Here is a 26,127-nt window from a genome sequence, read left to right as displayed (position 1 = left end):
CCCTCTCAGCCCAGCAGGACGTCGTCGTCGCCGAGGCGCTTGAGCTCGCGCACGAGCAGCGCGACGCCGGTGGCGATGGCGGCAGCGGAGACGACGGCGTCCACGAGGCGGAGCGTGTCGTGCTCGAAGCGGGCCTTCTTGGCCTGCTTGAGCACGCTGATCGCGCCGAACGCGGTGGTGCCGATCGACAGATACGTACCGGTCTTGGACTTCTTGAAGCCCTTGGCCTTGGTCATGGCACTCACAGCGACGGAGCCTCCTCAAGCAGCGGGTGACCCCACTTTTCCACGAAGGCGGCCTCGACGGCAGCGCCCACCTTGTAGAGGCGGTCGTCCTTCATGGCGGGGGCGATGATCTGCAGTCCGACGGGCAGGCCGTCCTCCGGCGCGAGGCCGCAGGGCAGCGACATGGCGGAGTTGCCCGCCAGGTTGGTCGGGATGGTGCACAGGTCCGCGAGGTACATCGCCATCGGGTCGTCGGCGCGCTCGCCGATCGGGAAGGCGGTGGTCGGCGTCGTGGGCGACACGATCACGTCGACCTGCTCGAAGGACGCCTCGAACTCGCGGGTGATGAGCGTGCGGACCTTCTGGGCGCTGCCGTAGTACGCGTCGTAGTAGCCGGAGCTCAGCGCGTACGTACCGAGGATCACGCGGCGCTTGACCTCGTCGCCGAAACCGGCCTCGCGGGTCAGCGCGGTGACGTCCTCGGCGGACTTCGTGCCGTCGTCGCCGACGCGCAGGCCGTAGCGCATGGCGTCGAAGCGGGCCAGGTTCGAGGAGCACTCGGACGGCGCGATCAGGTAGTACGCGGAGAGCGCCAGGTCGAACGTCGGGCAGTCCAGCTCGACGATCTCGGCGCCCAGCTCCTTGAGGAGCTCCACCGACTCGTTGAAGCGCTGGACGACACCGGCCTGGTAGCCCTCGCCCGAGAACTGCTTCACGACGCCGACGCGCATGCCCGCCACGCTGCCGTTGCGCGCGGCCTCGACGACCGGCGGGACCGGGGCGTCGATGGACGTCGAGTCGAGCGGGTCGTGCCCGGCGATGGCCTCGTGCAGGAGCGCGGCGTCGAGCACCGTGCGCGCGCAGGGGCCGCCCTGGTCGAGCGAGCTGGAGAAGGCGACCATGCCGTACCGCGAGACGCCGCCGTAGGTGGGCTTGACGCCGACCGTGCCGGTGACGGCGGCGGGCTGGCGGATGGAGCCGCCGGTGTCCGTGCCGATCGCGAGCGGGGCCTCGTAGGCGGCGAGGGCCGCGCTGGAGCCGCCGCCGGAGCCGCCGGGGATGCGGGTGAGGTCCCAGGGGTTGCCGGTGGGGCCGTACGCGCTGTTCTCCGTCGACGACCCCATGGCGAACTCGTCCATGTTGGTCTTGCCGAGGATGACGACGTCGGCGGCCTTGAGGCGCTTGGTGACCGTGGCGTCGTACGGCGGGATCCAGCCCTCGAGGATCTTGGAGCCGACCGTGGTCGGCACGCCCTCGGTGGTGAAGATGTCCTTCAGCGCGAGCGGGACGCCGGCCAGCGGGCCGAGCTTCTCGCCCTTGGCGCGCTTCTCGTCGACGGCGCGGGCCTGCGCGAGCGCACCCTCGCGGTCGACGTGCAGGAAGGCGTGCACCTTCTCGTCGACGGCCTCGATGCGGGCCAGGTGGGCCTCGGTGACCTCGACGGCGGTGAGCTCGCCGGAGGCGACCTTCGCCGCGATCTGGGCGGCGGTGAGCTTGATGATGTCCGTCATGTTCTTTAGTCCTCCCCCAGGATCTGCGGCACCTTGAAACGCTGCTGCTCCTGGGCGGGGGCGCCCGAGAGCGCCTGCTCGGGGGTGAGCGACGGGCGGACCTCGTCCGCGCGCATGACGTTCGTCAGCGGCAGCGGGTGCGAGGTCGGCGGTACGTCTTGGTCGGCGACCTCCGAGACGCGGGCGACCGCGCCGATGATGTCGTCGAGCTGTCCGGCGAAGTGGTCGAGCTCCTCGGCCTTCAGCTCCAGACGTGCAAGGCGGGCGAGGTGGGCGACCTCCTCGCGCGTAATGCCAGGCATGCGGCGATCCTCAGGGGTGAGTGTGTGGGTTGTGGCCCCAATCCTATGGGTCGCCGTCCCGTGCCCGCGAAACACTTCTCTGCGCCGACGCGGGGAGGGGCCCCGCGGCTGTCCCGCGAGGGCCCTCGGCGTCCGGCGCGGTCGTAGTCCGCGGTGCCTGTGCCGGTGGCGGAGATCACGAACAAGTCGGGGTAGGTGCCGTGCAGTACGGCGGCTCCCGGGAGGCGGTACCGCACGGGACGTGCGAGGGGGCGCGCGGGACAGGCCCGGGCCACGCGCGAGCGGGCCGGGGACCGCGCCCCGCCGAGCGCGGTTACTGCACCGCCTGCCCGGACGGCTGCTCCGCGGTGTTCGGCGCCTCGGCCGTCTCGGTGTCGCCCGCGGCCGCCGCCGCCCGCGCCGCGGCGAGATCCGCGGGACGCTGCCAGCCGCGCGAACCGCGCGCCCGCAGCCAGGCCGTGGTCTCCCCCGCGGGCATCGCCGCGGCGACCAGCCAGCCCTGCACCGCGTCGCAGCCCAGGTCCCGCAGCCGCTCCCAGGTCTCGTCGTCCTCGACGCCCTCGGCGACGACGAGCAGTCCGAGGGAGTGCGCGAGGTCGACCGTGCAGCGGACGATCTCGGCGTCCTCGTTGTCCACGGCGAGCCGGGCCACGAAGGAACGGTCGATCTTCAGCTCGCTCACCGGGAGGCGGCGCAGGTGCACGAGCGAGGAGTAGCCCGTGCCGAAGTCGTCCAGGGACATCTTGACCCCGTGCCCGGTGAGCCCGGCGAGGGTGTCGGCGGCCCGCTGCGGGTCCTCCAGGAGCACGTGCTCGGTTATCTCCAACTGCAGGGCGCCCGCCGGGACTCCGTGCCGGGCCAGGCGCGCGGCGACGGCGCCCGCGAAGCCGGGGGTGTGCACGTCACGCGGGGAGACATTGACCGCGACGGGGACCTTGAGGCCCTGCGCCTGCCACTTCGCGACCTGTCCGAGGGCCGTCTCCAGGACGTACTCCGTGAGGTGCGGCATGAGTCCCGAGGACTCGGCGATGGCGATGAACTCGTCCGGCGGCACCTTCCCGCGCTCGGGGTGCACCCACCGCACCAGCGCCTCCAGGCCCGCCACCTGCCCGTCGAAGCGGACCTTGGGCTGGTAGTGCAGCTCCACGTCGCCCGCGTCGAGCGCCCGGCGCAGGTCCCCCAACAGGCCGAGGCGGTCGGGGGTGTTGGAGTCCCGCTTGGACTCGTAGACCTCGACGCCCGTGCGGTCCCGCTTCGCCTGGTACATCGCGACGTCCGCCCTGCGCAGCAGCCCCTCCGCGTCGAGCGCGTGGTCGGGGAAGACGGCGAGGCCCGCGCTGGCCTCCAGGACCAGCGTCAGGCCGTCCAGGTCGAGCGGCGAGCCGAGCGCCGCGACCAGCTGGCGCGCCACGCGCGTGGCCGACGTCGTGGAGTCGGCGATCGGCAGGAGCACCGCGAACTCGTCGCCGCCGAGCCGGGCCGCCTCCGCGCCGCGCGGCAGCGCGAGGCGCAGGCGGTCGGCTATCTGCAACAGCAGCCGGTCACCGGCGAGATGGCCGAGGGTGTCGTTGACCGAACGGAAGCGGTCCATGTCGATCAGCATCAGGGCGGACCGCGCACCGATCCGCTCGGCGTCGTCGAGCGCCGTCCAGGTGCGCTCCAGGAGCCACTGCCGGTTGGGCAGTCCGGTCAGCGGATCGCGCAGCTGCTCCTCCGCCCTGGCCCTGGCGATCCAGAGCGTGGAGTCCAGGGCGACCAGCGGGATCGCGAAGAGGGGCAGCAGGATCGGCAGGGAGATCGCCACCACGCAGATCAGCGGGGCGATGCCGAGCAGCGCGATGCCGAGGAGGCCCTGTCTGACCAGGGCGGTGCGGGTGACCGTCGGCAGGGCGCCGGTGCGCGGCGCGTGCACGTACCAGAGCAGGACGCGGGTGACGGCGAGATAGGCGACGGCGGCCAGGGCCACTTCGAGCGCGGTGTACAGGTCCCAGGTCTCGGGCAGCCAGGGCGACTCGGTCGTCGGCGCGGTGCCGAACGCGGCCAGGGTGAGGGCGCCCGCGCCGATGCCGAGGATGTCGACCGCGCCGTGCAGCACCCCCTGACGCCACCGGTGTCTGCGCGCGGCGCCGACCAGGACGACGACGGTGAGGCTGACGAGGCCCGCGGGCACCCAGCCGTACAGCAGCAGGACGGCGACGGTGAGCGCGCCGCCCGAGCCCGTGCCGCCCCACCAGCGGTCGCGGCCCAGGGCGACCAGATGGCCGACGATCAGGCCCGTGAGCACGGCGAGCGACCAGCCCACGGTGCCGGCGGGGAAGAGCGGGTGCCTGCCGCTGAACGCCTGGTAGAAGCCCGCGCCGAGCAGGGCCGCGGCCGCCGTGACGACCACGACGGGCAGCAGCGGCCAGGGGTCACGGGCGTGCTGCGCGTCCCGGCCGCCGGGGCCCGTCAGGGGGCAGGGGGTGTCCGCGCCGCGCGTCGCCGGGCCGCTCCAGGCGCGCTCGCGGGGTTCTATCGCCGTGCTCAGCGCCCCGGATCCGGCCGGGCCGCCCGTCGTGTCGGTGGTCGGTGCTTCCCGGCGGCCGCGCAGCCAGGCTCCCGGCGCGCGCCACAGGCGCGCGCGCAGCCGTGAGTCCGGGGCGGCGCTCTCGGTCGGTTCCATTCCCGTCCCTCTCACAGCCGGCGGTGCCCACGCCACGCGGACTCGGCCCGGAGTCGGCCGCGTCCGTATTTTCCTGCCCCAAGCCCTGGACGAGCGCGGGATGACCCACTCCCGAACTCGTGCCGAGCAGGGGATGCCCCTTCCAAGCTCTGGGTGAGCAGGAGATACCCCGTTCGCAGCGGGGCACGGCAGGCGCACACCTCAACAGTAGGCCGCAGAAGGCTTCCACGGGCAGCGGTCGACTACGGTTGCCCGAATGCGACCCGGCCACCCGTATGCATCTGGTATGCGCTGAACGGGTGGCCTTCAACCGCTACTCTTCGGTCGGAAGCGCGACTTCCTTCGCCGCGTCCGGTCCCTGTTCGAGCAGGACAGCGAAGCCTTCCTCGTTGAGAACCGGAACCTTCAGTTGCATGGCCTTTTCGTACTTCGATCCAGGGTTGTCCCCCACAACCACGAAAGCGGTCTTCTTCGAAACGGAACCCGTCACCTTGGCTCCCCGGGTCTGCAGCGCCTCTTTCGCGCCATCCCGGGTGTGGTGCTCGAGGGTTCCGGTGACCACGACCGTGAGGCCCTCCAGCGGACGGGGCCCTTCGTCCTCGCCGCTCGCCTCTTCCTCCATGCGGACGCCCGCCGCCCGCCACTTGCGCAGGATCTCGCGGTGCCACTCCTCGGCGAACCACTGTTTGAGTGAGGCGGCGATGATCGAGCCGACGCCCGCCACCGCGGCCAACTCCTCCTCCGTGGCCTGCTCGATACGGTCGATGGAACGGAACTCGCGGGCCAGCGCCTCGGCGGCCACCGGGCCGACGTGCCGGATCGAGAGGCCCGTGATGATGCGGGCGAGCGGCCGCTCCTTGGCCGCCGCGATGTTCTCCAGCATGGCGAGGGAGTTCTTCTTCGCCTCGCCCTTCTGGTTGGCGAAGAAGGTGACGACCTTCTCCTCACCGGTCTTCGGGTCGCGCTTGGGCAGGCCCGAATCCTGGTCAAGGACATACGACTTGATGGGGAGCAGCTCCTCGATCTTCAGGTCGAAGATGTCGCCCTCGTCGAGGATCGGCGGCTCGGCGGGCTCCAGGGGCCGGGTGAGCGCGGCCGCCGCGACGTACCCGAAGTTCTCGATGTCCAGGCACTTGCGGCCCGCCAGGTAGAAGAGACGTTCACGCAACTGGGCGGGGCACAACTGGGCGTTGGGGCAGCGGAGGTCGATGTCGCCCTCCTTCATCGGGCGCAGCGCCGTGCCGCACTCGGGGCACTCGGCGGGCATCTCGAACTCCCGCTCGCTGCCGTCCCGCAGGTCCACGACGGGGCCGAGGATCTCCGGGATGACGTCGCCCGCCTTGCGCAGCACGACCGTGTCGCCGATGAAGACGCCCTTCTTCTTCACCACGTCCTGGTTGTGCAGGGTCGCGAACTCGACCTCGGAGCCCGCGACGGTGACGGGCTCCACCTGGGCGTACGGCGTGACGCGGCCGGTGCGGCCGACGCCGACGCGGATGTTGATCAGCTTGGTGTTGACCTCCTCGGGCGCGTACTTCCAGGCGATGGCCCAGCGCGGTGCGCGCGAGGTGGAGCCGAGGCGGCCCTGGAGCGGGATCTCGTCGAGCTTGACGACGACGCCGTCGATCTCGTGCTCCACGGAGTGGCGGTTCTCCCCGAAGTACGCGATGAAGTCCCGGACGCCCTGGAGGTCTTCGACGACCTTGTTGTGCTTGGCGGTGGGCAGGCCCCACTCGTGGAGCAGTTCGTAGGCGTGGCTGAGGCAGTCGATGTCGAAGCCCTCGCGGGCGCCGATGCCGTGCACGACCATGTGCAGCGGGCGGGTGGCCGTGATGCGGGGGTCCTTCTGGCGCAGCGAACCCGCCGCCGCGTTGCGCGGGTTGGCGAAGGGCTTGTCGCCCGCCTCCACCAGGCGGGCGTTCAGCTCCTCGAACTTCTCCATCGGGAAGAAGACCTCGCCGCGGATCTCGACGAGGGCGGGCACGCGGTCGCCCTTGAGGCGGTCGGGGATGTCGGCGATCGTGCGGACGTTCGGCGTGATGTCCTCGCCGGTGCGGCCGTCGCCGCGGGTCGCGGCGCGGGTCAGCTTGCCGTCCTCGTACGTGAGGTTGACCGCGAGGCCGTCGACCTTCAGCTCGCACAGGAAGTGGTACCCCGGGGAGCCGACGTCCTTGGCGATGCGGTCGGCCCAGGCGGCCAGCTCCTCGTCGTCGAAGGCGTTGTCCAGGGAGAGCATCCGCTCGCGGTGCTCGACCGACGTGAACTCCGTCTCGTACGCACCGGCGACCTTCTGGGTGGGCGAATCCGGCGTACGCAGCTCCGGGTGCTTGTCCTCCAGGGCTTCGAGCGCGCGCAGGAGCTTGTCGAACTCGGCGTCGCTGACGACCGGTTGGTCCTTCACGTAGTACCGGAAGCGGTGCTCCTCGATCTGTTCGGCCAGCTGGGCATGCTGATCCCGTGCCTCGGCGGGCACAGAGCCTTGCTGTTCGACAGCCACCGTTTCGTCCTCCCGTTACGTCATACCCAATTACTCAGGGTTGTCTGCGAGCGATCTCGCCGCCCTGACGCAGTGGGCGAGCACCGCGCGTGCGTACGCGGGAGAAGCTCCCGCGAGTCCGCACGACGGAGTGACCACGACCGACTCCGCGAGTGATCCCGGATTCAGCCCCAGCCTGCGCCACAGCGTCCTGACACCCATGACGCTACCGGCAGGGTCTGACAATCCGGCGTCCACGCCCGGCACGACACCGACGAAGAGCTTCGTGCCGCCCTCGACCGCCTCGCCGATCACCTCGTCGTCACGCTCGGTGAGGAGCGAGAAGTCGAAGGAGACCGCGTCGACCCCGGCGCGGCGCAGTAGCGCGAACGGCACGTCCGGCGCGCAGGAATGCACGGCCGTGGGTCCGTCGTGGACGCCGAGGACGTCCCGCAGCGTGCTCTCGACGAGCTGGCGGTCCACGGCACGGTGCGTGCGGTACTCGCTCGCGGTCTTGATCTGCCCGCGCAGCACGGCGATGAGCGAGGGCTCGTCGAGCTGCAGGATCACCTGGGCGCCCGGCACCCTGCGGTGGACGTCCGCGAGGTGCGCGCGCAGCCCTTCGGCGAGCGATGCCGCCAGGTCGCGGCAGGCGCCGGGGTCGGAGAGCGCGGCCTCGCCGTTCTTCAGCTCCAGGGCGGCGGCGAGCGTCCACGGCCCGACGGCCTGGACCTTGAGCGGGCCCTCGTACCCCTGGGTGAACTCCTCCAGGGCGTCGAGGTCTTCGCCGAGCCATGCCTTCGCGCGCCGGGTGTCACGGCCGGGGCGGTCGCCGATGCGCCAGCCGCTGGGCTCCACGCGCGCGTACAGCTCGGTGAGCAGGCCCGCGGTGCGGCCGATCATGTCGGCGCCGGGGCCGCGCGCGGACAGTTCGGCGAGGTGCGGCATGCCCTGCTCGGGCCCCTCGAAGCTGCCGGTGACGGTCTTCGCGGCCTCGCGGGCGTCGCCGCCCGGCATGGACCCGACGCCGGTGGCCGGGCCCCAACGGAACTCGCTCATCGTCCCGGCCGCACCGTCAGGTCGTTGACCTCCGCGTCGCGCGGCAGGTCCAGGGCCATGACGATCGTCGTGGCGACGGACTCGGGGTCGATCCAGCGCGAGGCGTCGTACTCCTTGCCCTCCTGCTGGTGGACCTTGACCTGCATGGCGCTGGCCGTGCGGCCGGGGTAGACCGAGGTGACCCGGACTCCGTTGCCGTGCTCCTCCTGGCGCAGGGAGTCGGCGAGGGCCTTGAGGCCGTGCTTGGAGGCGGCGTACGCGGACCAGTCGGCGTGGGCGTTGAGCCCGGCCCCCGAGTTGACGAAGAGCACGTGCCCCTGGGAGACGCGGAGTTGGGGCAGGAAGTGGCGGGTCAGCTCGGCGGGCGCGATGAGGTTCACGTTGAGCTGGTGGCGCCAGGACTTGGGGGTGAGCTCGCCGACCGGGCCGAGGTCGACGACGCCCGCGATGTGCAGCAGGGAGTCGACCTGCGGGGGCAGCGACTGGTGCCCGAAGGCCCAGGACAGCTTGTCCGGGTCCGCGAGGTCGCCGACGAGGGTGCTCGCGCCGGGGAACTGGGCGGCGAGCTCCTTGGCGCGGCCCGCGTCGCGCGCGTGCAGGACGAGGTCGTCGCCCCGTGCGTGGAGGCGGCGGGCGACGGCGGCGCCGATGCCTGAGCCCGCCCCGGTGATCACATGTGTTGCCATACCCGCCATGCTCGCATCACTGGGTGCCGAAGGATTCCTCCAGGTGGGCCAGGGCGCCCACCGGCTCCTCCGCGAAGAAGACGAGGTCGGTCAGCGGGACGGGCAGGAAGCCCTCGTCCTCCATGCGGCGGAACTGCTCCTTGAGGCCGTCGTAGAACCCCGCGGAGTTGAGCAGGACGACCGGCTTGGTGTGCTTGCCGTGCTTCTTCAGCTCCAGGATCTCGGTGGCCTCGTCGAGCGTCCCGGTGCCGCCGACCATGATCACGACCGCGTCGGACTTCTCCAGGAGGAGGGCCTTGCGCTCGGCGAGGTCGCCCGCGATCACCATGTCGTCGGGCGCGGTGACCTGCCTGGCCTTGGCCGCGAGGAAGTCGACGGAGACGCCGACGAGCCGGCCGCCCGCCTCCGCGACGCCGTCCGCCACGACCTTCATCAGGCCGCTCTCGGAGCCGCCCCAGACCAGGGTGTGGCCGCCCTTGCCCAGCAGTTCGGCGAATTCCCTGGCGGGGCGGGTGTAGCGGTCGTCGAGGTCGGCGGCGGAGAGAAAGACGCAGATGTTCATGCGCCCACGGTACGTTCCGCCTCTGACAGCGCGGCCGCCCGCATGATCCGGATCTTGGACTGGCCGTGCGGCTTGTCCTCCCAGTCCGCCATGAAGACGGCCGACAGACCGTGCTTCTCCGCGAGCCCGATCAGCGTCTCGGTGCGGTAGTAGAAGTCCTCGCGCAGCACGTGGTGTTCCGCGCCCTCGGTCCTGTCGAAGGTGAAGTCGAAGAATCCTTCGGGCGCGAGGATCCGGCCGACGTGCCGGAAGCACTCCTCGATGACGTTCAGCGGCGAGTGCGAGAAGACGCTGTGCGCGTGCACCACGTCGAAGTGCCCGTCGGGCAGGAAGTCGAAGGTGAGGTTGTCGGCGATGGTCAGGTAGGGCAGCTTCTCGCGCAGACCGTGGCGTACGAGGGTGTGCTTGGCGGCGACGAGGATGTCCGGCGAGATGTCGATGCCGTAGTAGTGCCCCGGTTCGAGGTGGTCGATGAACAGCCGTCCCGCGCGCAGGTTTCCGCAGCCGATCTCCAGCATCGTGTGCCGCGGCAGGAGGCCGTGCCCGACGAGGTAGTCGAACTGCATCTTGCCGATCCAGGTCCACCGGTCCAGGGAGGGGCCGCCGCCGACCGCGGCCTCGGCGCTGCGGGCGGCGTCGGACGCCATCACCGCGCGGTAGTAGGCGACGTGGTCGCGGTGCCTGACCCGCAGCACGGCGTCACGCAGGGCCCGGCGCACGTGCGCGGGGACGCGGCGGGGGTGCCGCAGGGCGTAACGGGCCTTGTGGAGAAGGGACTTGCGGTTCCTGGTCATGCTCTTGTCCGGTCCTGCGGCTGCCATGCACGCCTCCATCACAGTGGGTCACCATTCGTTACGGTGCGTGATTGTGTCATGTCGCCCGACGGGAAGAAGTGCACGCCCTGAGGTGCTGAAACCAGCGGGGAGAGCACAGCGAACGCCCCGGGAACCACTCGACGAGGAGGCACGACCGTGGCCGAAGGACACCGGATCACCATCGAGCAGGGCACGGACCACGTGCGCGTGGTGCGCGACGGGCAGGTCGTGGCGGAGAGCGAGCGCCCGCTGCTGCTGCGCGAGACGGGCTACCCCGTGCGTTATTACCTCCCTCCGGAGGACGTGCGCACCGACCTGCTGACGCCGTCCGCCACCACTACGTACTGCCCGTTCAAGGGGACGGCCGCCTACTGGTCGCTGCCGGACGCGGCGGACGCGGTGTGGGGATACCCCGACCCGAAGCCGGACGTGGCCGGGATCAAGGACCACTTCTGCTTCTACGACGTGGAGGTCATCGAGCAGCGGTGAACGTCCTGCGGTAGGCGGCGGGCGAGACGCCGAGGACGGACCGCATGTGCTGGCGCAGGGAGTTGCCGGTGCCGAACCCGGCCCGGTGGGCCACCACGTCCACGGGCAGGTCGCTGGACTCCAGGAGCTGGCGGGCCAGTTCGATGCGCTGGCCGGTCAGCCAGCGCCCCGGCGACATGCCCACCTCCTCCTGGAAGCGCCGCGTGAACGTCCGCAGGCTCATGCGCGCGTGGGCGGCCAACTCGCCCAGGGGCAGCGGCTCCTGGAGCCGTTCCAGGGCCCACGCGCGCGTGGCGGCGGTCGTGGCGAGCGTCGGCTCGGGGACGGGCCGTTCGATGTACTGGGCCTGGCCTCCGTCGCGCCAGGGCGGTACGACGCAGACCCGGGCGACGTGGTTGGCGACGGCGGCGCCGTGGTCGGCGCGCACGATGTGCAGGCAGAGGTCGATGCCCGCGGCCACGCCCGCCGCGGTCAGCACGTCGCCGTCGTCCACGAAGAGCACGTCCGCGTCGACCTTGATCCTGGGGAAGGCCCGCTGGAAGTCGCGGGCGACCTGCCAGTGTGTCGTCGCGGGCCGCCCGTCGAGGAGGCCGGCGGCCGCGAGCACGTACGAGGCGTTGCAGAACGACACGATCCTGGTGCCGGGCCTGATCCGCGCCAGCGCCGCGGCCACCGGGCCCGGCAGCTCGTCGGCCGCGCCCCTGTCGAAGTCGCGGGTCGGCGGGATCACCACGGTGTCCGCCCGCTCCAGGGCCTCGGGGCCGTGCTCGACCGCCACCGTGAACCCGGAGTCCGTGCGCACCGGGCCACCGTCCACCGCGCAGACCACGACGTCGTAGAGCGGCCGCCGCCGGTCGTCCAGCGCGGTGCCGAACACCCGGGAAGGGATGCCCAGCTCGAAGGCGTACACGCCGTCCAGGGCGAGGACGGCCACGCGATGTCTGCCCCTGCGTTCCATGGCCGAATCCTGTCACATCATGGCCAAACTGCCAGCACCATGATCGGCCGGGGCGACGCACTCTGGGCTCATCACCCGCTTTTGCGAAGAGCCTGAAGAGGAAGACCATGAAGATGCGTGCCGTCAGCCCCCGCGCCTGGGGCGCCCCCGAGAACCTGGTCCCCGTGGAGGTGGACCGCCCCGTGCCCGGCCTGACCGAGATCCTGGTCAAGGTGCACGCGGCGGGCGTCAACCCCGTCGACTGGAAGACCCGCGCGGAGGGCGCGTTCGGCACCTGGGGGGACACACCGATCCTCGGCTACGACGTGTCGGGCGTCGTCGAGGAGGTGGGCCCCGGAGTGACCCTGTACCGGCCGGGCGACGAGGTGTTCGGCATGCCCCGCTTCCCCGAACAGACGGGCGGATACGCCGAGTTCGTCACGGCGCCCGCCCGGCGCTTCGCGCCCAAGCCGCGGGGCATCGACCATGTCCAGGCCGCCGCGCTGCCCCTCGCGGCGCTCACCGCGTGGCAGGGGCTCGTCGAGACGGCCGGGCTGCGGTCCGGGCAGCGGGTGCTGATCCACGCGGCGGCCGGCGGCGTCGGGCACCTCGCCGTACAGATCGCCAAGGCCCACGGCGCGTACGTCATCGGAACCGCGCGCGAGGACAAGCACGCGTTCCTGCGCGGCCTCGGCGCGGACGAAATCATCGACTACACGCGCGTGGACTTCACCGAGGCGGTGCGCGACGTGGACATCGTCCTGGACGGGGTCGGCGGCGCCTACGGCACGCGGTCCCTCGATGTCCTGCGCCGCGGCGGCCACCTGGTCACGCTGCCCGACCCGGGCGGCCTGCCGGATCCCGTGCGGGCCGCGGAGCTCGGCGTGCACACGGGCTGGACGGTCGTCGAGCCCGACCGCCTGGGCCTGCTGGAGATCGCACGCCTGGTCGACGAGGGCAAGCTCCGCGTCGAGGTCGACACGGTGCTGCCCCTGGCGGACGCCGCGCAGGCCCACGCGTACGGCGAACAGGGCCGCACGCAGGGCAAGATCGTCCTTCAGGTCGCCTAGCGCCCCGAAAGGGGCGCGGGGAACGGCGCGGGCAACCGGCACGGACCCGCGGATGCGCACCGGTCCGGCGAAGCGCCTACGCCACCGCCACGGCCCGCTCCGTAGTCGCGATCGTCGCCGAGCCGACCACGCGCGTGCCGTCGTAGAGCACGATCGCCTGGCCGGGGGCGACACCGCGCACGGGCTCGGTGAACGAGACGTTCAGGGTGCCGTCGACGAGCTCGGCGGTCACCTCCGTCTCGCCGCCGTGCGCGCGCAGCTGCGCGGTGTACGTGCCGGGGCCCGAGGGGGCGGCGCCGCACCAGCGGGGCTTGATGGCGGTCAGGCCTGTCACGTCCAGGTCGGCGGCCGGGCCGACCGTCACGGTGTTGTTGACCGGGGAGATGTCCAGGACGTAGCGGGGCTTCCCGTCGGGGGCGGGGGTGCCGATCCGCAGGCCCTTGCGCTGGCCGATGGTGTAGCCGTACGCACCCTCGTGCGTGCCGAGCTTGTTGCCGTCGGCGTCCACGATGTCGCCCTCCGCCTTGCCGAGGCGGGCGGCGAGGAAGCCCTGGGTGTCGCCGTCGGCGATGAAGCAGATGTCGTGGCTGTCGGGCTTCTTGGCGACGGCGAGCCCGCGGCGCTCGGCCTCCGCGCGGATCTCCTCCTTGGTGGTGACCGTGTCACCCAGGGGGAACATCGCGTGGGCGAGCTGCTTCTCGTCGAGCACCCCGAGGACGTAGCTCTGGTCCTTGGCCATGTCGGAGGCGCGGTGCAGTTCGCGGGAGCCGTCCTCGCGGACGATCACCTGGGCGTAGTGGCCGGTGACGACCGCGTCGAAGCCGAGGGCGAGGGCCTTGTCGAGCAGCGCGGCGAACTTGATCTTCTCGTTGCAGCGCAGGCACGGGTTCGGGGTGCGCCCCGCCTCGTACTCGGCGATGAAGTCCTCGACCACGTCCTCGCGGAACCGCTCGGCGAGGTCCCACACGTAGAAGGGGATGCCGATGACGTCCGCGGCGCGGCGGGCGTCGCGCGAGTCCTCGATGGTGCAACAGCCACGCGCGCCCGTGCGGAACGATTGCGGGTTCGCCGAGAGCGCGAGGTGCACTCCCGTCACGTCGTGCCCGGCTTCGGCGGCACGGGCGGCGGCGACGGCGGAATCCACGCCGCCGGACATGGCGGCCAGGACACGGAGGGGACGCTGGGGACGCTGGGAGGTCTCGGTCAAAGTCATAGCCCTAACAGGGTACGGGGCGACGGGAACCGTACGCCCGTGAGTAAGCGTTCACGATCACATGGGGGAAGAGACCGAGAAGGCGACACCGGAGAAGCCGCGGCGGCGCGGCGTCGACCGGCGGACGCTGCTGATCGGCGGCGCGGCGGCCGCCGTGGGCTCGGCGCTGCTCGCGAAGGACGAGCTCGGCCGGCTGTGGTGGCGCCTGCCCGGCGTGGTCAAGAAGCGCAAGGAGGGCGAGGTCGACGCCCGGGGCGCGCAGTGGATCGCCGCGTCGGACTACAACTGGCGGCGCGCGGACCGCCCCGACGACTACGAGATCGACCGCGTCGTCATCCACGTCGTCCAGGGCGGCTACGCGACGGCGCTGCGCGTCTTCAAGGACCCGGCCCATGGCGCCGCCGCCCATTACGTGGTGCGCAAGGACGGGCACATCGCGCAGATGATCCGCGAGCTGGACGTGGCGTTCCACGCGGGGAACAAGAGCTACAACGAGCGCAGCATCGGCATCGAGCACGAGGGCTTCGTCGACAAGAAGTCGTCGTTCACCGACGCGATGTACGCGGCGTCCGCGCGGCTCACGGCCGGGATCTGCGAGCGGTACGGCATTCCTGTGGACCGGGAGCACATCGTCGGCCATGTGGAAGTCCCCGGCACGGATCACACGGATCCGGGGCCGTACTGGGACTGGGACAGGTACATACGCCTGGTGCGGACCGAGCGGAACCGCCCCGAGCAGTCCGCGAAACCCAAGAAGCCCGAGAAGCCCGAGAAGAAGGCCTAGCTCAGCCCAGCCGACCGCGCCCGCTCCACCGCCGGGCCGATCGCCGCCGCCACCGCGTCGACGTCCGCCTTCGTCGACGTATGGCCGAGGGAGAAGCGCAGCGTGCCGCGGGCCAGGTCCGGGTCGGTGCCCGTGGCGAGCAGGACGTGGCTGGGCTGGGCGACGCCCGCCGTGCAGGCCGATCCCGTGGAGCATTCGATGCCCTGCGCGTCGAGCAGGAGCAGCAGCGAGTCGCCCTCGCAGCCGGGGAAGGTGAAGTGCGCGTTGGCGGCGAGGCGGCCGCCCGGTGCCGGGTCGCCGCCGAGGATCGCCTCGGGGACCGCCGAGCGGACCGCGGCCACCAGGTCGTCGCGGAGCGCGCCGATCTCGGCGGCGAACCACTCGCGGTGCGCGGCGGCGTGCTCGCCCGCGACGGCGAACGCGGCGATGGCGGGCACGTCGAGGGTCCCGGAGCGCACGTGCCGCTCCTGGCCGCCGCCGTGCAGCACGGGCACGGGGCTGTACTCGCGGCCGAGCAGCAGCGCGCCGATGCCGTACGGGCCGCCGATCTTGTGGCCGGACACGGTCATCGCGGCGAGCCCGGAGGCGCCGAAGTCGACGGGGAGCTGGCCGTACGCCTGCACCGCGTCGGCGTGCAGCGGGATGCCGAACTCGGCGGCGACGTCGGCCAGTTCGCGGACCGGCTGGATCGTGCCGATCTCGTTGTTGGCCCACATGACGGTGGCCAGGGCGACGTCGTCGGGGTCGCGCTCGATGGCCTCGCGCAGCGCGTCGGGGTGCACGCGGCCGTACCGGTCGACCGGCAGGTATTCGACGGTGGCGCCCTCGTGCTCGCCGAGCCAGTGCACGGCGTCGAGGACGGCGTGGTGCTCGACGGGGCTGGACAGGACGCGGGTGCGGGCCGGTTCCGCGTCGCGGCGGGCCCAGTACAGGCCCTTCACCGCGAGGTTGTCGGCCTCGGTGCCGCCGGAGGTGAAGACCACCTCGCTGGGGCGTGCGCCGAGTGAGGCGGCGAGCGTCTCGCGGCCCTCCTCGACGGTACGCCGCGCACGGCGCCCCGCCGCGTGCAGCGAGGAGGCGTTGCCGGTGACGGCGATCTGCGCGGTCATCGCCGCGATCGCCTCCGGGAGCATCGGAGTGGTCGCTGCGTGGTCGAGGTAGGCCATGGTGCGCACGATTCTACGAGCCGTGCGGGGCCGGACGACCGGGTGGTATCAGCCTGCGAGACCCCACGACACGGTGTTGTCCATCGAGACGAGTGCGGCGAGGACGACGAGGTCGGCCACGCCGAGCCCGAGGCCGAGGAGCGCGCGACCTTTGCGGGTGGTGCCGCGCCACAGGGCGAGGCCCGCGAGGACGATCGCGACGGGCCCGAGGAAGAGGTTGAGGACGAGCAGTCCGAGCAGCCCGAGGACGAAGGAGGCGACGGCCATGCCGTCGGCGTCCCGCCGTGCCGCGGGCCGGGGGGCGGTGAGTTCCATGGTGCGACTCCTGGCAGGTGGAGGTGTCGTACGAAGTGGGGGGCGGGTCAGCGGTGGTGGGCGCGGCGCTCGCGGATGGCGAAGACGGCGAGCCAGGTGCCGATGACGGCGGCGGCGACGAGGGTGACGGAGAGCGGGGCGTGGGCCACGGAGCCCATGGCGACGCCGAGCAGGAGGAGGGCGGCGACGAGGAAAAGCATGAGATCCCTCTCGGTTGCGGTGACCTCTCGATTCAGTGAACGCTTGTGGTAACAACTGTTCACTGACCGAGGAGTCTACTCTTCTTCCGGCTTCCCAATCCCAGAGAACAGCTGTTAACTGAATGGCATGAGTCACACCCTCGGCACCCGGCAGGCGCAGAAGCTGAAGACCCGGCAGGCCCTCCTCGACGCGGCGCTCCAGCTGCTCGAGGAGCAGAGCCTCAGCAGCCTGGGCCTGCGCGAGGTCACCCGTGCCGTGGGCGTCGCACCCACCGCCTTCTACCGGCACTTCCGCTGCACCTCCGACCTCGGCGTCGCCCTGGTCGAGGAGGCGCTCGGCAGCCTGCACACCACACTCGCCGCACTGCTCTCGGCGGTCGGCGACGGCGAGGAGCGCATCGCGGCCACCGTCGACCTGATCGCCGCCTATGTGCGCGAGCACCCCGCGCACGTCCGCTTCATCGCCCGCGAGCAGCACGGCGGCGTCAAGGCGGTGCGCGCCGCGATCGGTGGCCAACTCGCCCTGTTCGCACGGGAGGTGAAGGAGCAGTTCGCCCGCGAGCCGGAGGCGGCGGGCTGGGCCGACGACGATCTGCTGATGCTCGCGCGGATGTACGTCGACCACATGGTGATGACCGCGTCGGCCCTCCTGGAGGCGGAGTCCGACCCCGAGGCCGCGGCACGGGTCGCGGACACCGCGCGCAGACAGCTGCGCCTGGTCACCCTGGGCCGCCGCCACTGGCTCGACGAGCCGCAGCCGTAACCTCCTCGACTCCCGGGTAAGGGGCAACTACCCTTTACGGTCATGACGACCGACCGTGATTCCTGGACCCTCGACCGCACCTTCACCGGCTCGTCCGGCACCGTCCGCTGGACCGCGCTCGGCCCCGCCGACGCGCCGCCCGTCGTCCTGGTCCACGGCACGCCCTTCTCGTCGTACGTCTGGCGGGGCGTGGCCCGCGCCCTCTCCCGCGAACACCGCGTGTACGCCTGGGACCTGGCGGGGTACGGCGCCTCCGAGATGAGCGCGGGGCAGGACGTCTCGCTGGCCGCGCAGGCCCGCGTGCTCACCGAACTGCTCGACCACTGGGGCCTGGCCCGGCCCGCCGTCGTCGCCCATGACTTCGGCGGCTGCGTCGCCCTGCGCGCCCATCTGCTGCACGGCGCCCGCTACGACAGGATCGCCCTCGTCGACCCGGTGGCCCTGGCCCCCTGGGGCTCCCCCACCTACCGGCTGCTCGGCGCGCACGCCGAGGTCTTCGCGCAGCTGCCGCCCGCCCTGCACGAGGCACTCGTCCGCGAGTACGTGAGCTCGGCGAGCCACCGCGGACTGCACCCCGCGGTCCTCGACCGGCTCGTGGCGCCCTGGTGCACGACAGAGGGCAGGCCCGCCTTCTACCGGCAGATCGAGCAGAACGACCAGCGCTACACCGATGAAATCCAGGGCAGGTACGGCGAGTTGGACCTGCCGGTGCTGATCTGCTGGGGCACGGACGACACCTGGATCCCGGTGGCGCGCGGCCACGAACTCGCCAAGGCGATCCCCGGCGCCGAGCTGCGTCTGATCGAGGGCGCGGGACATCTCGTACAGGAGGACGCGCCCGCCGAACTCACCGGGGAGCTCGCGGGTTTCCTGCGTACAGCTCCGTGACCGCCGCGGCGGCCCGCGCCAGCTCCGCGCGGGCCTCGGGCGGCGAGAGCACCTCCACGTCCGCGCCGAAGGGCAGCAGCGTGCGGGTCTCGCCGACGACCCCGAACCCGAGGACGACGGCGATCCACTCGCTCGCGCCGTCGTCGTCGGGCGGCCCGCAGAGCCGGTGCCCCTGGAGCCGCAGGAACAGCTGGAAGCGGCCGCGCGCCACGCGTGCCGTGACCTCGACGCCGACCGGACGGTCCTCGACGTGGCGCTTCAACACGCCCCATACGTCGGCCAGTTCCACTCCCTCGCGGCGCTCCACCGGCGCGTCCGTGAGCGTCGCCGACCGCACCCGGTCGGCGCGGAAGAGCTGCGGGGCGCCGCGCCGGTCCGCGACCAGGTACCAGACGCCCGCCTTCGACACGAGGCCGTAGGGGTCCACGGTGTAGGTGCTCGGCTCCACGTCGCCGCCGTGCCGGTAGCGCAGCCGCAGCCGCCGGTCGGCGAAGACGGCGTCCCGCAGTACGTCGAGGTCGACGGCGGCCGGAGCCGTCTCACGGGCGCCCGGCATCCAGCGCTCCGCGTCGACGAGGACCCGGCGGCTCATCAACTCGGCGGCGGGGCGGTGCGGTTCGGGCAGCGCCGCCATGACCTTGCGCAGCGCGGAGCCGAGCGCCGCGTCCAGGCCGAGGGCGGCGTGCGTGCCCTTGGCCGCGAGGATGAACAGCGCCCGCGACTCGTCGGCGGTCAGCCCCGTCACATCCGTGCGGAACCCGGCGAGCAGCTCGATGCCGCCGTGCCTGCCCCGCTCGGCGTAGACCGGGACACCGGAGGCGGACAGGGCCTCGATGTCCCGGTAGATCGTGCGGACGGAGACTTCGAGCCGCTCGGCCAGCTCATGGGCGGGCACCCGCCCACGGGTCTGGAGCAGCAGCAGGATGGAGAGCAGCCGGTCGGACTTCACGCGGTCAAGGATCCCTCAGCGCGTACGAGCCCCGGCGGTCCCACCGCGCTCCGGCCGACCGGTCGGCCTCCCTATGCCTTCAGCGCCCGCGCCAGCTGCCGCGACTGCGCGACCAGACGGCCCGCGCTGTCCCAGACCTCGGCGTCCTCCTCCAGGAAGCCGCCCGCCAGGTTCCGCGTGGAGATCGCGACGCGCACCGGGCCAGGGGCCGGGCGGCAGCGGATGTGGACCGTCAGCTCCACGGTCGGCACCCAGCCCATCAGGCCGAGCTCGAAGGCGGTCGGCGGCAGGGCGTCCACGGCGAGGAGCAGCGACAGCGGGTCGGCGTCGCGGCCGTCGGCGAGCCCGAACCAGCCCCGCATCTCCCCCTTGCCCGACGGCTGGCCGAGCGCCCAGCCGAGGGTCGCGGGGTCGAGCTTGAGGAAGAGGCGCTCGGCGATGGGCGAGCCACCGGGCACCGGGCCCTCGCCCGGTGCGTCGTCGGCGCCGAGGCACTGGTCGACCGGCGGCATCACGGGCGGCTCGGCCGTCGTGCGGACATCGTCGGGGAGCGCGTCGAGGTCTCCGTACGAGGCGACCACGCGGATCCGTTCGACCTCGCGGCCCTCGTCGTCGTACTGGAAGAGCGAGGCCTGCCCGGTGGAGAGCGAGCGGCCGTCGCGCACCACGTCCGTGCGGATCACCGCCGGTCCCGGGCGGGACGCGGTGAGGTAGTGCGCGGAGACGGTGAACGGGTCGCCGTGCGGCAGGGTGTCGGCGAGGGCGCGGCCGACGACGGCCAGGAGATAGCCGCCGTTGACGGCGCCGAAGATCGTCCACCCTGCGGAGAGCTCGGTGTCGTGGACGCCGGGCTCCCGCCGGACGACCGCGGTGTCACGGTCGAACTCGCTGTCGCCGATGCTCGCGGGCACCGCCGCGGGAAGGGATGCTGCCGTTGCCATGGCAGCAACGTACAACAGGAAACTACTGAGCGGTAGCTTTTTCTGTTGTGCGCTGTCCGTCCGGCTCGGCCCCGCTACGGCGTCTCCTCGGCCTCCGCCTCCACCGCCGTCGAGCGCCGGTTCCAGGCCCGCGGCGCGCGCCAGTGGTAGCGCATCGCGAGGAGCCTGAGGACGAACGCCGTGACGATGGCGAGGCCGCTGGTGAAGGCCGTCAGCTGGTCGTAGCGGATGCACAGGGCGACCATCGTGGCGCCCACGATGGCGGGCACCGCGTACAGGTCGCGGTCCCAGCGCACCAGCGAGGGCACTTCGTTGGCGACGACGTCGCGCAGCACGCCGCCGCCCACCGCGGTCGCGAGGCCGAGGGCCACCGACGCGGTGAGGCCGAGCCCGTAGTCGTACGCCTTGGTCGTGCCCGTGACGCAGAAGAGGCCGAGCCCCGCGGCGTCGAAGACGTTCACCGCGAGCTGGGTGCGCTCCACCTCCGGGTGCAGGAAGAAGACGAGTGCGGCCGCGAACAGCGGGGTGATGAAGTAGCCGAGGTCGGTGAAGGCGGCCGGCGGGACCGCCCCGATGACCAGATCGCGGAAGAGTCCCCCGCCCAGCGCGGTGACCTCGGCGAGGACGGCGATGCCGAAGACGTCGAAGTTCTTGCGCACGGCGAGCAGCGCGCCGGAGATCGCGAAGACGAAGATCCCCACGATGTCGAGCGCGTGCTGGACGGAGGGCGTGAACAGATCCTGGAGCACGCGCCATTCTTACCCGCGCGTGGCCCGGGTCCGGCGTTGCCGTCACCCGGAGTTGAGACTTTTGCCGCAGGGCTTCGCCCGGGAAAAGGAGCCCGGCGGGGAAAAGTCCCACAAAGCAGTTCAATGAGAAAGTTGAAGGCAGGGAATTTCGCGGGACATGGTCCGCGGACCGTTCACAGCCACGGAAGAGGTGCGGGGCATGAAGTTCGTCCTTGAGGTCGACATGGGTGAGGCGGCCTTCGAGGGGAAGGCCGCCGACGAGCTGGGGCGGATCCTGCGGTACTGGGGCGGGAACCTGCGGCACTACGCCCTGGAGCCCGGCACCGGCGAGGCCGTGTACGACTCCGGGTACCGCGAGGTCGGCGGCTGGCGGATCACCGCGTCGGAAGCGCCGGCTTCCCCTTCGTGAACAGCCAGGTCTGGAAGAGCCCGTCGAGCTGCTCCCCTGAGATGTGCTCGGCGAGCCGGATGAAGTCGGCGGTGCTCGCGTTGCCGTACCGGTGCTGCTTCACCCAGGTCTTCAGGAGCTTGAAGAAGTCCTTGTCCCCGATGCGCTCCCTGAGCACCTGGAGCGTCATCGCGCCGCGCTGGTAGACGGCGGAGGAGAACATCGTGTCGCGCTGCGGGTCGCCGACGGTGATCTGCCAGAAGGCGGAGTCGGCCGGACGGGCGTCGTAGGCGGCGCGGAAGGCGTCGTGCGCCGTGGCGCGGCCCTTGTGCTCGCCCCACAGCCAGGGTCCGTAGGTCGCGAAGCCCTCGTTGAGCCAGATGTCCCGCCAGGACGCGGGCGTGACGGAGTCGCCGAACCACTGGTGGGCCAGCTCGTGCACGATCGTGTTCTCCGAGCGCACGGCCGAGTAGATCGGCTTGGTCTGCGTCTCCAGGGAGAAACCGGCCTGCGGCATGTCGTCGACGATCGCGCCGGTCTCCTCGAAGGGATAGGGGCCGAAGACCTCGGACCAGTAGTCGGTGACCTCGGCGGTGATGCCGTACACGTCGACGGTGCTCGGCGGCAGCACCGGGTCCATGGCGACATAGATGGGCGTGCCGCCCGGGGTCGTCCCGGTCCGCACGTCGAACTTCCCGATGGTGGCGGTCGCGAGGTAGGTCGCCATCGGCTTGGTCGAGCGCCAGTGCGCGACGGTCTGGCCGTCCTTGTCGTACGTCCCGACGAGGCGGCCGTTGGAGACCGAGGTCAGCCCCTTGGGCGCCTTGATGCGGATGTCGAAGGGGGCCTTGTCGGAGGGGTGGTCGCTGGACGGGAACCAGGTGGAGGCGGCGTTCGGCTCGCAGGCGACGAAGACGCCGTCGGGGGTTTTCATCCAGCCGTAGTCGGAGCCGAACACAATGGGGCCGCTGAGCGGTTCGGGCACGCCGCCGTAGGTGACGGCGACCGTGAAGTTCTTGTTCTTGCCCAGGGCGTCGCGCGGCGTGATGCGGATCTCGTCGCCGGTGCGCGTGAACGGGGCGCGTCTGCCGTTGACTTCGATCCGGGTGACCGTCAGCTTCTGCAGGTCGAGGTCGAAGGACGACAGGTTCTGGGTGGCGCGCGCGGTGATCGTGGTGCGGCCGTCCAGGCGGTCGGTGTCCGGGTCGTAGGCGATGTCGAGACCGTAATGACGTACGTCGTAGCCGCCGTTGCCGAGCTGCGGGAAGTACGGGTCGCCGACGCCGTCGGAGCCGGGCGTCGGAGCGGGGGCCGCCGCGACGAGACAGAACGAGGCGGCCGCGAGGGTGACGGCCGCCAGACGTGCCGAACGGGAGAGTGCCATGAGTCTTCCCTTCGAACGCGTTCCGATGGGGTGTCCGAGAAGACGGACACGCAGACTCTGCACTCTCCCGCTAGGGCATGTACATGACCCAGGACGCGTACTTCGTCCGGGTCAACTTGCCTTATTCCTCAGTCGACTTCTGACCCTTGTCCTTCGTGGCCTCGCTCTTCGCGACGTCCGGCTCCGGCTTCGCGCCGGACGCGGCGACCTCGCCGGACTCAGCAGGCTCAGCGGCCTCGGCGGACTCCCCCGCCCCGGTGGCCGCCTCCTCCGCCTTGGGCACCACCGTCACCACCTCGATCGCCTCCTTGGCCACCGAGAGCAGCTTGGCGTCCTCGGGCGCCTGGTCCTCGGCGTTCTCCGGGTGGTGGCACGCCACCTGGTGCCCCGTGGCGAGCGCGAGCAGCGGCGGCTCCTTCGTCGTGCAGATCTCCGTCGCCTTCCAGCACCGCGTGTGGAAACGGCAGCCGGTGGGCGGGTCGATCGGCGAGGGGACGTCGCCGCGCAGCAGGATGCGCTCGCTCTTGGCGCCGCGCCGCTTCGGGTCGGGCACCGGCACCGCGGAGAGCAGCGCCTTGGTGTACGGGTGCATCGGCGTGGCGTAGAGGTCCTTGCGGTCCGCCAGCTCCACGATCTTGCCGAGGTACATCACCGCGATGCGGTCCGAGACGTGCCGGATGACCGACAGGTCGTGCGCGATGATCACATACGTCAGGCCGAGCTCGTCCTGCAGGTCGTCCAGGAGGTTGACCACCTGGGCCTGGATGGACACGTCGAGCGCGGAGACCGGCTCGTCCGCCACGACCAGCTTCGGACGCAGCGCCAACGCCCGCGCGATGCCGATGCGTTGACGCTGGCCGCCGGAGAACTCGTGCGGATAGCGGTTGTAGTGCTCGGGGTTGAGGCCGACGCGCTCCAGCATCTCCTGCACGGTCTTCTTCACGCCGCCCTCGGGCTTGACGCCCTGGAGCTTGAAGGGCGCGCCGACGATCGTGCCGATGGTGTGCCGCGGGTTCAGCGACGAGTACGGGTCCTGGAAGATCATCTGCACATCGCGGCGGAGCGGACGCATCCGGCCGGTGTTCAGGTGCGTGATGTCCGTGCCCTCGAACTCGACGCGGCCGCCGGTCGGTTCGAGCAGCCGCGTGATGAGCCGGCCCATCGTCGACTTGCCGCAGCCGGACTCGCCGACGACGCCGAGGGTCTCACCGGGGCGCACGTCGAAGCTGAGGCCGTCGACCGCCTGCACCGCCGCCACCTGGCGCTGGAGCAGCCCCTTCTTGATGGGGAAGTGCTTCACCAGGCCGTCGACCTTGAGCAGCGGCTCGGGGGAGCTCTTCGCCTGCGCCGGGATCGTCATCTCACGGCCCTTCACGTCATCGTTCACAGCTTCGGCGCAATCTCTTCGGTCCAGATCCGGGTGCGCTCTTCCTGCGACATGTGGCAGGCCGAGTAGTGACCTGCGGCCACCTCGCGCAGTTCGGGGCGCTCACGGCGGGTGATCTGGTCCTTGGGGACGTCCGCGTAGGGGCAGCGCGGGTTGAAGGCGCAGCCGCTCGGCAGGTTGATCAGGCTGGGCGGGGAGCCCTTGACCGGGATGAGCCGGTCGGTCTCCTCGCGGTCGATGCGCGGCATCGAGCCCAACAGGCCCCAGGTGTAGGGGTGCTGGGGTTCGTAGAAGACCTTCTCGGCGGTGCCGCGCTCGACGCACCGGCCGCCGTACATGACCAGGAGCTCGTCCGCCATCTCGGCGACCACGCCCAGGTCGTGCGTGATCATGATGACGGCGGAGCCGAACTCCTTCTGCAGATCCCTGATGAGGTCGAGGATCTGCGCCTGGACGGTCACGTCGAGGGCGGTGGTCGGCTCGTCCGCGATGAGCAGCTCGGGGTTGTTCACCAGGGCCATCGCGATCATGGCGCGCTGGCGCATGCCGCCGGAGAACTCGTGCGGGTAGGAGTCGACACGCTTGTCCGGCTGGGGGATCCCGACCCGGTCGAGCATCTCGATCGCGCGCTTGCGGGCGGTCTTCTTGTCGACGTCGTTGTGGACCCGGTACGCCTCGGTGATCTGCTTGCCGATGGAGTAGTACGGGTGCAGCGCGGACAGCGGGTCCTGGAAGATCATCGCCATCTCGCGGCCGCGCAGCTTGCGCACGGCGTCCGGGTCGGCGCCGAGCAGCTCCTGGCCGTTCAGCCAGATCTCGCCGGAGATCTGCGCCCTGCGGGAGCCGTACTGGCCGGCCGTGTGCAGGCCCAGGATGCCGAGCGAGGTCACCGACTTGCCGGATCCGGACTCGCCGACGATGCCGAGGGTCTTGCCCTTCTCCAGCTGGAAGCTGAGCCCGTCGACGGACTTGACCAGGCCGTCGTCGGTCGGGAAGTGCACCTTGAGGTCGCGCACCTCGAGGAAGGCGGACGGAGCGGGCGAGTCCGCGGCGACGGGTTCGCCCACCGCGGCTCCGCTCTTGGACAGTTCGGTCATCCCAGCCTCACTCGCGGGTCGATGACGGCGTACAGGAGGTCGACGACGAGGTTGGCCACGGCGATCGCGAGCGCCGCGCACAGGGTGACGCCGAGAATGACGGGCAGGTCCTTGCTGCTGATGGCCCTGACCGCTTCGAGGCCGAGCCCCGGCAGGTTGAACGTGGACTCGGTGAGCACGGCGCCGCCCATCAGGACGCCGAGGTCGAGTCCGAAGACGGTGAGGATCGGCGTCATCGCGGAGCGCAGCGCGTGCTTGCGGATGACGGTGCCCTCGCCGAGCCCCTTGGCGCGCGCGGTGCGGATGTAGTCCTCGCCGAGCACTTCGAGCATGGTGGCTCTGGTGAGGCGGGCGTACATCGCCGCGTTGAGGAAGGCGAGCACGATCCACGGCAGGATCAGCGTCTGGAGCCAGACGCCCGGTGAGTCGTCGGTACTGAGACTGTCCGCGATCTTCACCCAGCCGAGCTGGTGGACGAAGATGCCCATCGCGATCATGCCGGTGAAGAAGACGGGGAGCGAGACGCCGCCGAGGGCGGTGGTCATCGCGAGCCGGTCCCAGACGGTGCCGCGCCGCAGCGCGGAGACGACACCGGTGGCGACACCGGCCGCCAGCCACAGCACACAGGCTCCGGCGGCGAGCGCGCCGGTGACGGGCAGGGCGTCCTTGAGGGTCTCCCAGACGGGCGCCTCGGTGCGGAAGGAGTAGCCGAAGCAGGGCGCGGGGCAGTGCGTGACGTCAGTGCCGTTGACGTAGTCGCGCCCCATCGGGATGCCCTTGATGAAGTCCCAGAACTGGACGAGGAGCGGGTCGTCGAGTCCCAGTTTGGTCCGGATGCCCTCGATCTGCTCGGCACCGGTCGACTTGCCGGCGAAGAGGACGGCGATGTCCTGTCCCGCCCACTTGGGCAGCATGAAGAAGACGGTGAAGGTCGCGAGCAGTACGACCAGCACCATGATGATGACGGCGATCAGGCGCCGGATGAGATAAGCAAGCACTGTGCGCGGCCCGGCGGTGGGCGGGGGCCCCCAGGGGGGGGGGCCCCGCCCCCCCCCGAGACGGCGCTCAGGACGGAAACCGGTCCGCACCACCCACCCGGAACTGCGACCA

The 26,127-nt window shown here is 71.4% G+C and carries 27 protein-coding genes; 6 read left to right on the top strand and 21 right to left on the bottom strand.

Annotated features, from left to right (window positions below):
* Window positions 1–5 precede the first annotated feature (5 nt).
* From ACFWZ2_RS32895 to ACFWZ2_RS32855, 9 genes are all read right to left on the bottom strand, one after another.
* A complete protein-coding gene (locus ACFWZ2_RS32895; RefSeq protein ID WP_384551919.1) occupies window positions 6–245 on the bottom strand; it encodes a hypothetical protein in 240 nt (79 codons plus the stop codon).
* A complete protein-coding gene (gene gatA, locus ACFWZ2_RS32890; protein WP_384551917.1) occupies window positions 242–1,735 on the bottom strand; it encodes an Asp-tRNA(Asn)/Glu-tRNA(Gln) amidotransferase subunit GatA in 1,494 nt (497 codons plus the stop codon). The genes ACFWZ2_RS32895 and gatA overlap by 4 nt, the downstream gene beginning before the upstream one ends.
* 5 nt (window positions 1,736–1,740) lie before the next feature.
* Window positions 1,741–2,037, bottom strand: coding sequence for an Asp-tRNA(Asn)/Glu-tRNA(Gln) amidotransferase subunit GatC (gatC, locus tag ACFWZ2_RS32885; protein WP_010984178.1), 297 nt, complete (start codon window positions 2,035–2,037; stop codon window positions 1,741–1,743).
* A gap of 313 nt (window positions 2,038–2,350) precedes the next feature.
* Complete coding sequence (locus tag ACFWZ2_RS32880) at window positions 2,351–4,699, bottom strand: putative bifunctional diguanylate cyclase/phosphodiesterase (protein WP_384551915.1); 2,349 nt, start codon at window positions 4,697–4,699, stop codon at window positions 2,351–2,353.
* A 313-nt stretch (window positions 4,700–5,012) separates the two neighbouring features.
* Entirely contained in the window at window positions 5,013–7,196 is a 2,184-nt protein-coding gene (ligA, locus tag ACFWZ2_RS32875) for an NAD-dependent DNA ligase LigA (protein ID WP_384551913.1), read from the bottom strand.
* A 30-nt stretch (window positions 7,197–7,226) separates the two neighbouring features.
* On the bottom strand, window positions 7,227–8,234 hold the full coding sequence (locus ACFWZ2_RS32870) for a methionine synthase (RefSeq protein ID WP_384551911.1): 1,008 nt from the start codon (window positions 8,232–8,234) through the stop codon (window positions 7,227–7,229).
* Entirely contained in the window at window positions 8,231–8,929 is a 699-nt protein-coding gene (locus ACFWZ2_RS32865; protein WP_384551909.1) for an SDR family oxidoreductase, read from the bottom strand. Before ACFWZ2_RS32865 ends, ACFWZ2_RS32870 begins: the two co-directional genes overlap by 4 nt.
* Before the next feature lie 7 nt (window positions 8,930–8,936).
* A complete protein-coding gene (locus tag ACFWZ2_RS32860; RefSeq protein WP_384551907.1) occupies window positions 8,937–9,482 on the bottom strand; it encodes a TIGR00730 family Rossman fold protein in 546 nt (181 codons plus the stop codon).
* Window positions 9,479–10,303, bottom strand: coding sequence for a class I SAM-dependent methyltransferase (locus ACFWZ2_RS32855; protein ID WP_384551905.1), 825 nt, complete (start codon window positions 10,301–10,303; stop codon window positions 9,479–9,481). Before ACFWZ2_RS32855 ends, ACFWZ2_RS32860 begins: the two co-directional genes overlap by 4 nt.
* Window positions 10,304–10,453: 150 nt before the next feature.
* Between ACFWZ2_RS32855 and ACFWZ2_RS32850 the strand changes: the two genes are divergently transcribed.
* Window positions 10,454–10,786 carry a DUF427 domain-containing protein gene (locus tag ACFWZ2_RS32850; RefSeq protein ID WP_384551903.1) on the top strand — a complete coding sequence of 111 codons (333 nt, stop codon included), beginning with the start codon at window positions 10,454–10,456 and terminating at the stop codon, window positions 10,784–10,786.
* On the opposite strand, the gene ACFWZ2_RS32845 is transcribed toward ACFWZ2_RS32850, so the two are convergent.
* Window positions 10,770–11,744: a GlxA family transcriptional regulator gene (locus ACFWZ2_RS32845; RefSeq protein ID WP_384551901.1), complete on the bottom strand. Its 975-nt coding sequence runs from the start codon at window positions 11,742–11,744 to the stop codon at window positions 10,770–10,772. The genes ACFWZ2_RS32850 and ACFWZ2_RS32845 overlap by 17 nt on opposite strands.
* A 113-nt stretch (window positions 11,745–11,857) precedes the next feature.
* Here ACFWZ2_RS32845 and ACFWZ2_RS32840 point away from each other — a divergent pair, with 113 nt between their 5' ends.
* A complete protein-coding gene (locus tag ACFWZ2_RS32840) occupies window positions 11,858–12,793 on the top strand; it encodes an NADP-dependent oxidoreductase (RefSeq protein ID WP_384551988.1) in 936 nt (311 codons plus the stop codon).
* Between the two features lie 76 nt (window positions 12,794–12,869).
* On the opposite strand, the gene mnmA is transcribed toward ACFWZ2_RS32840, so the two are convergent.
* Window positions 12,870–14,000: a tRNA 2-thiouridine(34) synthase MnmA gene (gene mnmA, locus ACFWZ2_RS32835; RefSeq protein ID WP_384551987.1), complete on the bottom strand. Its 1,131-nt coding sequence runs from the start codon at window positions 13,998–14,000 to the stop codon at window positions 12,870–12,872.
* A gap of 67 nt (window positions 14,001–14,067) precedes the next feature.
* Between mnmA and ACFWZ2_RS32830 the strand changes: the two genes are divergently transcribed.
* Complete coding sequence (locus ACFWZ2_RS32830) at window positions 14,068–14,790, top strand: N-acetylmuramoyl-L-alanine amidase (protein WP_384551900.1); 723 nt, start codon at window positions 14,068–14,070, stop codon at window positions 14,788–14,790.
* Here ACFWZ2_RS32830 and ACFWZ2_RS32825 read toward each other — a convergent pair.
* From ACFWZ2_RS32825 to ACFWZ2_RS32815, 3 genes are read right to left on the bottom strand one after another with little or no spacing between them, the layout of a single operon-like run.
* Entirely contained in the window at window positions 14,787–15,956 is a 1,170-nt protein-coding gene (locus tag ACFWZ2_RS32825; RefSeq protein WP_384551898.1) for a cysteine desulfurase family protein, read from the bottom strand. The genes ACFWZ2_RS32830 and ACFWZ2_RS32825 overlap by 4 nt on opposite strands.
* 48 nt (window positions 15,957–16,004) lie before the next feature.
* On the bottom strand, window positions 16,005–16,271 hold the full coding sequence (locus ACFWZ2_RS32820) for a DUF4190 domain-containing protein (RefSeq protein ID WP_384551896.1): 267 nt from the start codon (window positions 16,269–16,271) through the stop codon (window positions 16,005–16,007).
* 47 nt (window positions 16,272–16,318) lie between these two features.
* Complete coding sequence (locus ACFWZ2_RS32815; RefSeq protein ID WP_384551894.1) at window positions 16,319–16,471, bottom strand: hypothetical protein; 153 nt, start codon at window positions 16,469–16,471, stop codon at window positions 16,319–16,321.
* 127 nt (window positions 16,472–16,598) lie between these two features.
* Here ACFWZ2_RS32815 and ACFWZ2_RS32810 point away from each other — a divergent pair, with 127 nt between their 5' ends.
* Entirely contained in the window at window positions 16,599–17,234 is a 636-nt protein-coding gene (locus ACFWZ2_RS32810) for a TetR family transcriptional regulator (protein ID WP_384551892.1), read from the top strand.
* Between the two features lie 42 nt (window positions 17,235–17,276).
* Window positions 17,277–18,122 (top strand): alpha/beta fold hydrolase, encoded by an 846-nt coding sequence (locus tag ACFWZ2_RS32805; protein WP_384551890.1) that lies wholly within the window; start codon window positions 17,277–17,279, stop codon window positions 18,120–18,122.
* Here the strand turns inward: ACFWZ2_RS32805 and ACFWZ2_RS32800 are convergent.
* The 3 genes from ACFWZ2_RS32800 to ACFWZ2_RS32790 all read right to left on the bottom strand — a co-directional run bounded on the left by ACFWZ2_RS32800 (window position 18,082) and on the right by ACFWZ2_RS32790 (window position 20,761).
* Entirely contained in the window at window positions 18,082–19,071 is a 990-nt protein-coding gene (locus tag ACFWZ2_RS32800) for a helix-turn-helix transcriptional regulator (protein ID WP_384551888.1), read from the bottom strand. The genes ACFWZ2_RS32805 and ACFWZ2_RS32800 overlap by 41 nt on opposite strands.
* A gap of 71 nt (window positions 19,072–19,142) precedes the next feature.
* Complete coding sequence (locus ACFWZ2_RS32795) at window positions 19,143–20,012, bottom strand: thioesterase family protein (protein WP_384551886.1); 870 nt, start codon at window positions 20,010–20,012, stop codon at window positions 19,143–19,145.
* Between the two features lie 74 nt (window positions 20,013–20,086).
* Entirely contained in the window at window positions 20,087–20,761 is a 675-nt protein-coding gene (locus ACFWZ2_RS32790; RefSeq protein ID WP_384551884.1) for a trimeric intracellular cation channel family protein, read from the bottom strand.
* Between the two features lie 199 nt (window positions 20,762–20,960).
* Between ACFWZ2_RS32790 and ACFWZ2_RS32785 the strand changes: the two genes are divergently transcribed.
* Window positions 20,961–21,170: a hypothetical protein gene (locus ACFWZ2_RS32785; protein ID WP_384551882.1), complete on the top strand. Its 210-nt coding sequence runs from the start codon at window positions 20,961–20,963 to the stop codon at window positions 21,168–21,170.
* Here the strand turns inward: ACFWZ2_RS32785 and ACFWZ2_RS32780 are convergent.
* The 4 genes from ACFWZ2_RS32780 to ACFWZ2_RS32765 all read right to left on the bottom strand — a co-directional run bounded on the left by ACFWZ2_RS32780 (window position 21,136) and on the right by ACFWZ2_RS32765 (window position 26,015).
* A complete protein-coding gene (locus tag ACFWZ2_RS32780) occupies window positions 21,136–22,533 on the bottom strand; it encodes a M1 family metallopeptidase (RefSeq protein WP_384551880.1) in 1,398 nt (465 codons plus the stop codon). The two genes, ACFWZ2_RS32785 and ACFWZ2_RS32780, sit on opposite strands and share 35 nt — an antisense overlap.
* A gap of 121 nt (window positions 22,534–22,654) precedes the next feature.
* Window positions 22,655–23,893: an ABC transporter ATP-binding protein gene (locus tag ACFWZ2_RS32775; protein WP_384551986.1), complete on the bottom strand. Its 1,239-nt coding sequence runs from the start codon at window positions 23,891–23,893 to the stop codon at window positions 22,655–22,657.
* Window positions 23,894–23,916: 23 nt separating this feature from the next.
* Window positions 23,917–25,017, bottom strand: a complete 1,101-nt coding sequence (locus ACFWZ2_RS32770) for an ABC transporter ATP-binding protein (protein ID WP_384551878.1) — start codon at window positions 25,015–25,017, stop codon at window positions 23,917–23,919.
* The gene (locus ACFWZ2_RS32765; protein ID WP_384551877.1) at window positions 25,014–26,015 is read right to left on the bottom strand and encodes an ABC transporter permease; all 1,002 of its coding nucleotides are present in this window, start codon (window positions 26,013–26,015) and stop codon (window positions 25,014–25,016) included. The genes ACFWZ2_RS32770 and ACFWZ2_RS32765 overlap by 4 nt, the downstream gene beginning before the upstream one ends.
* Window positions 26,016–26,127 lie beyond the last annotated feature (112 nt).

The organism is Streptomyces sp. NPDC059002 (assembly GCF_042740435.1).
Classification (GTDB): domain Bacteria; phylum Actinomycetota; class Actinomycetes; order Streptomycetales; family Streptomycetaceae; genus Streptomyces.
The sequence above is the reverse complement of the archived record's forward strand: the minus strand, read 5'-3'. Positions and strand labels throughout refer to the sequence as shown.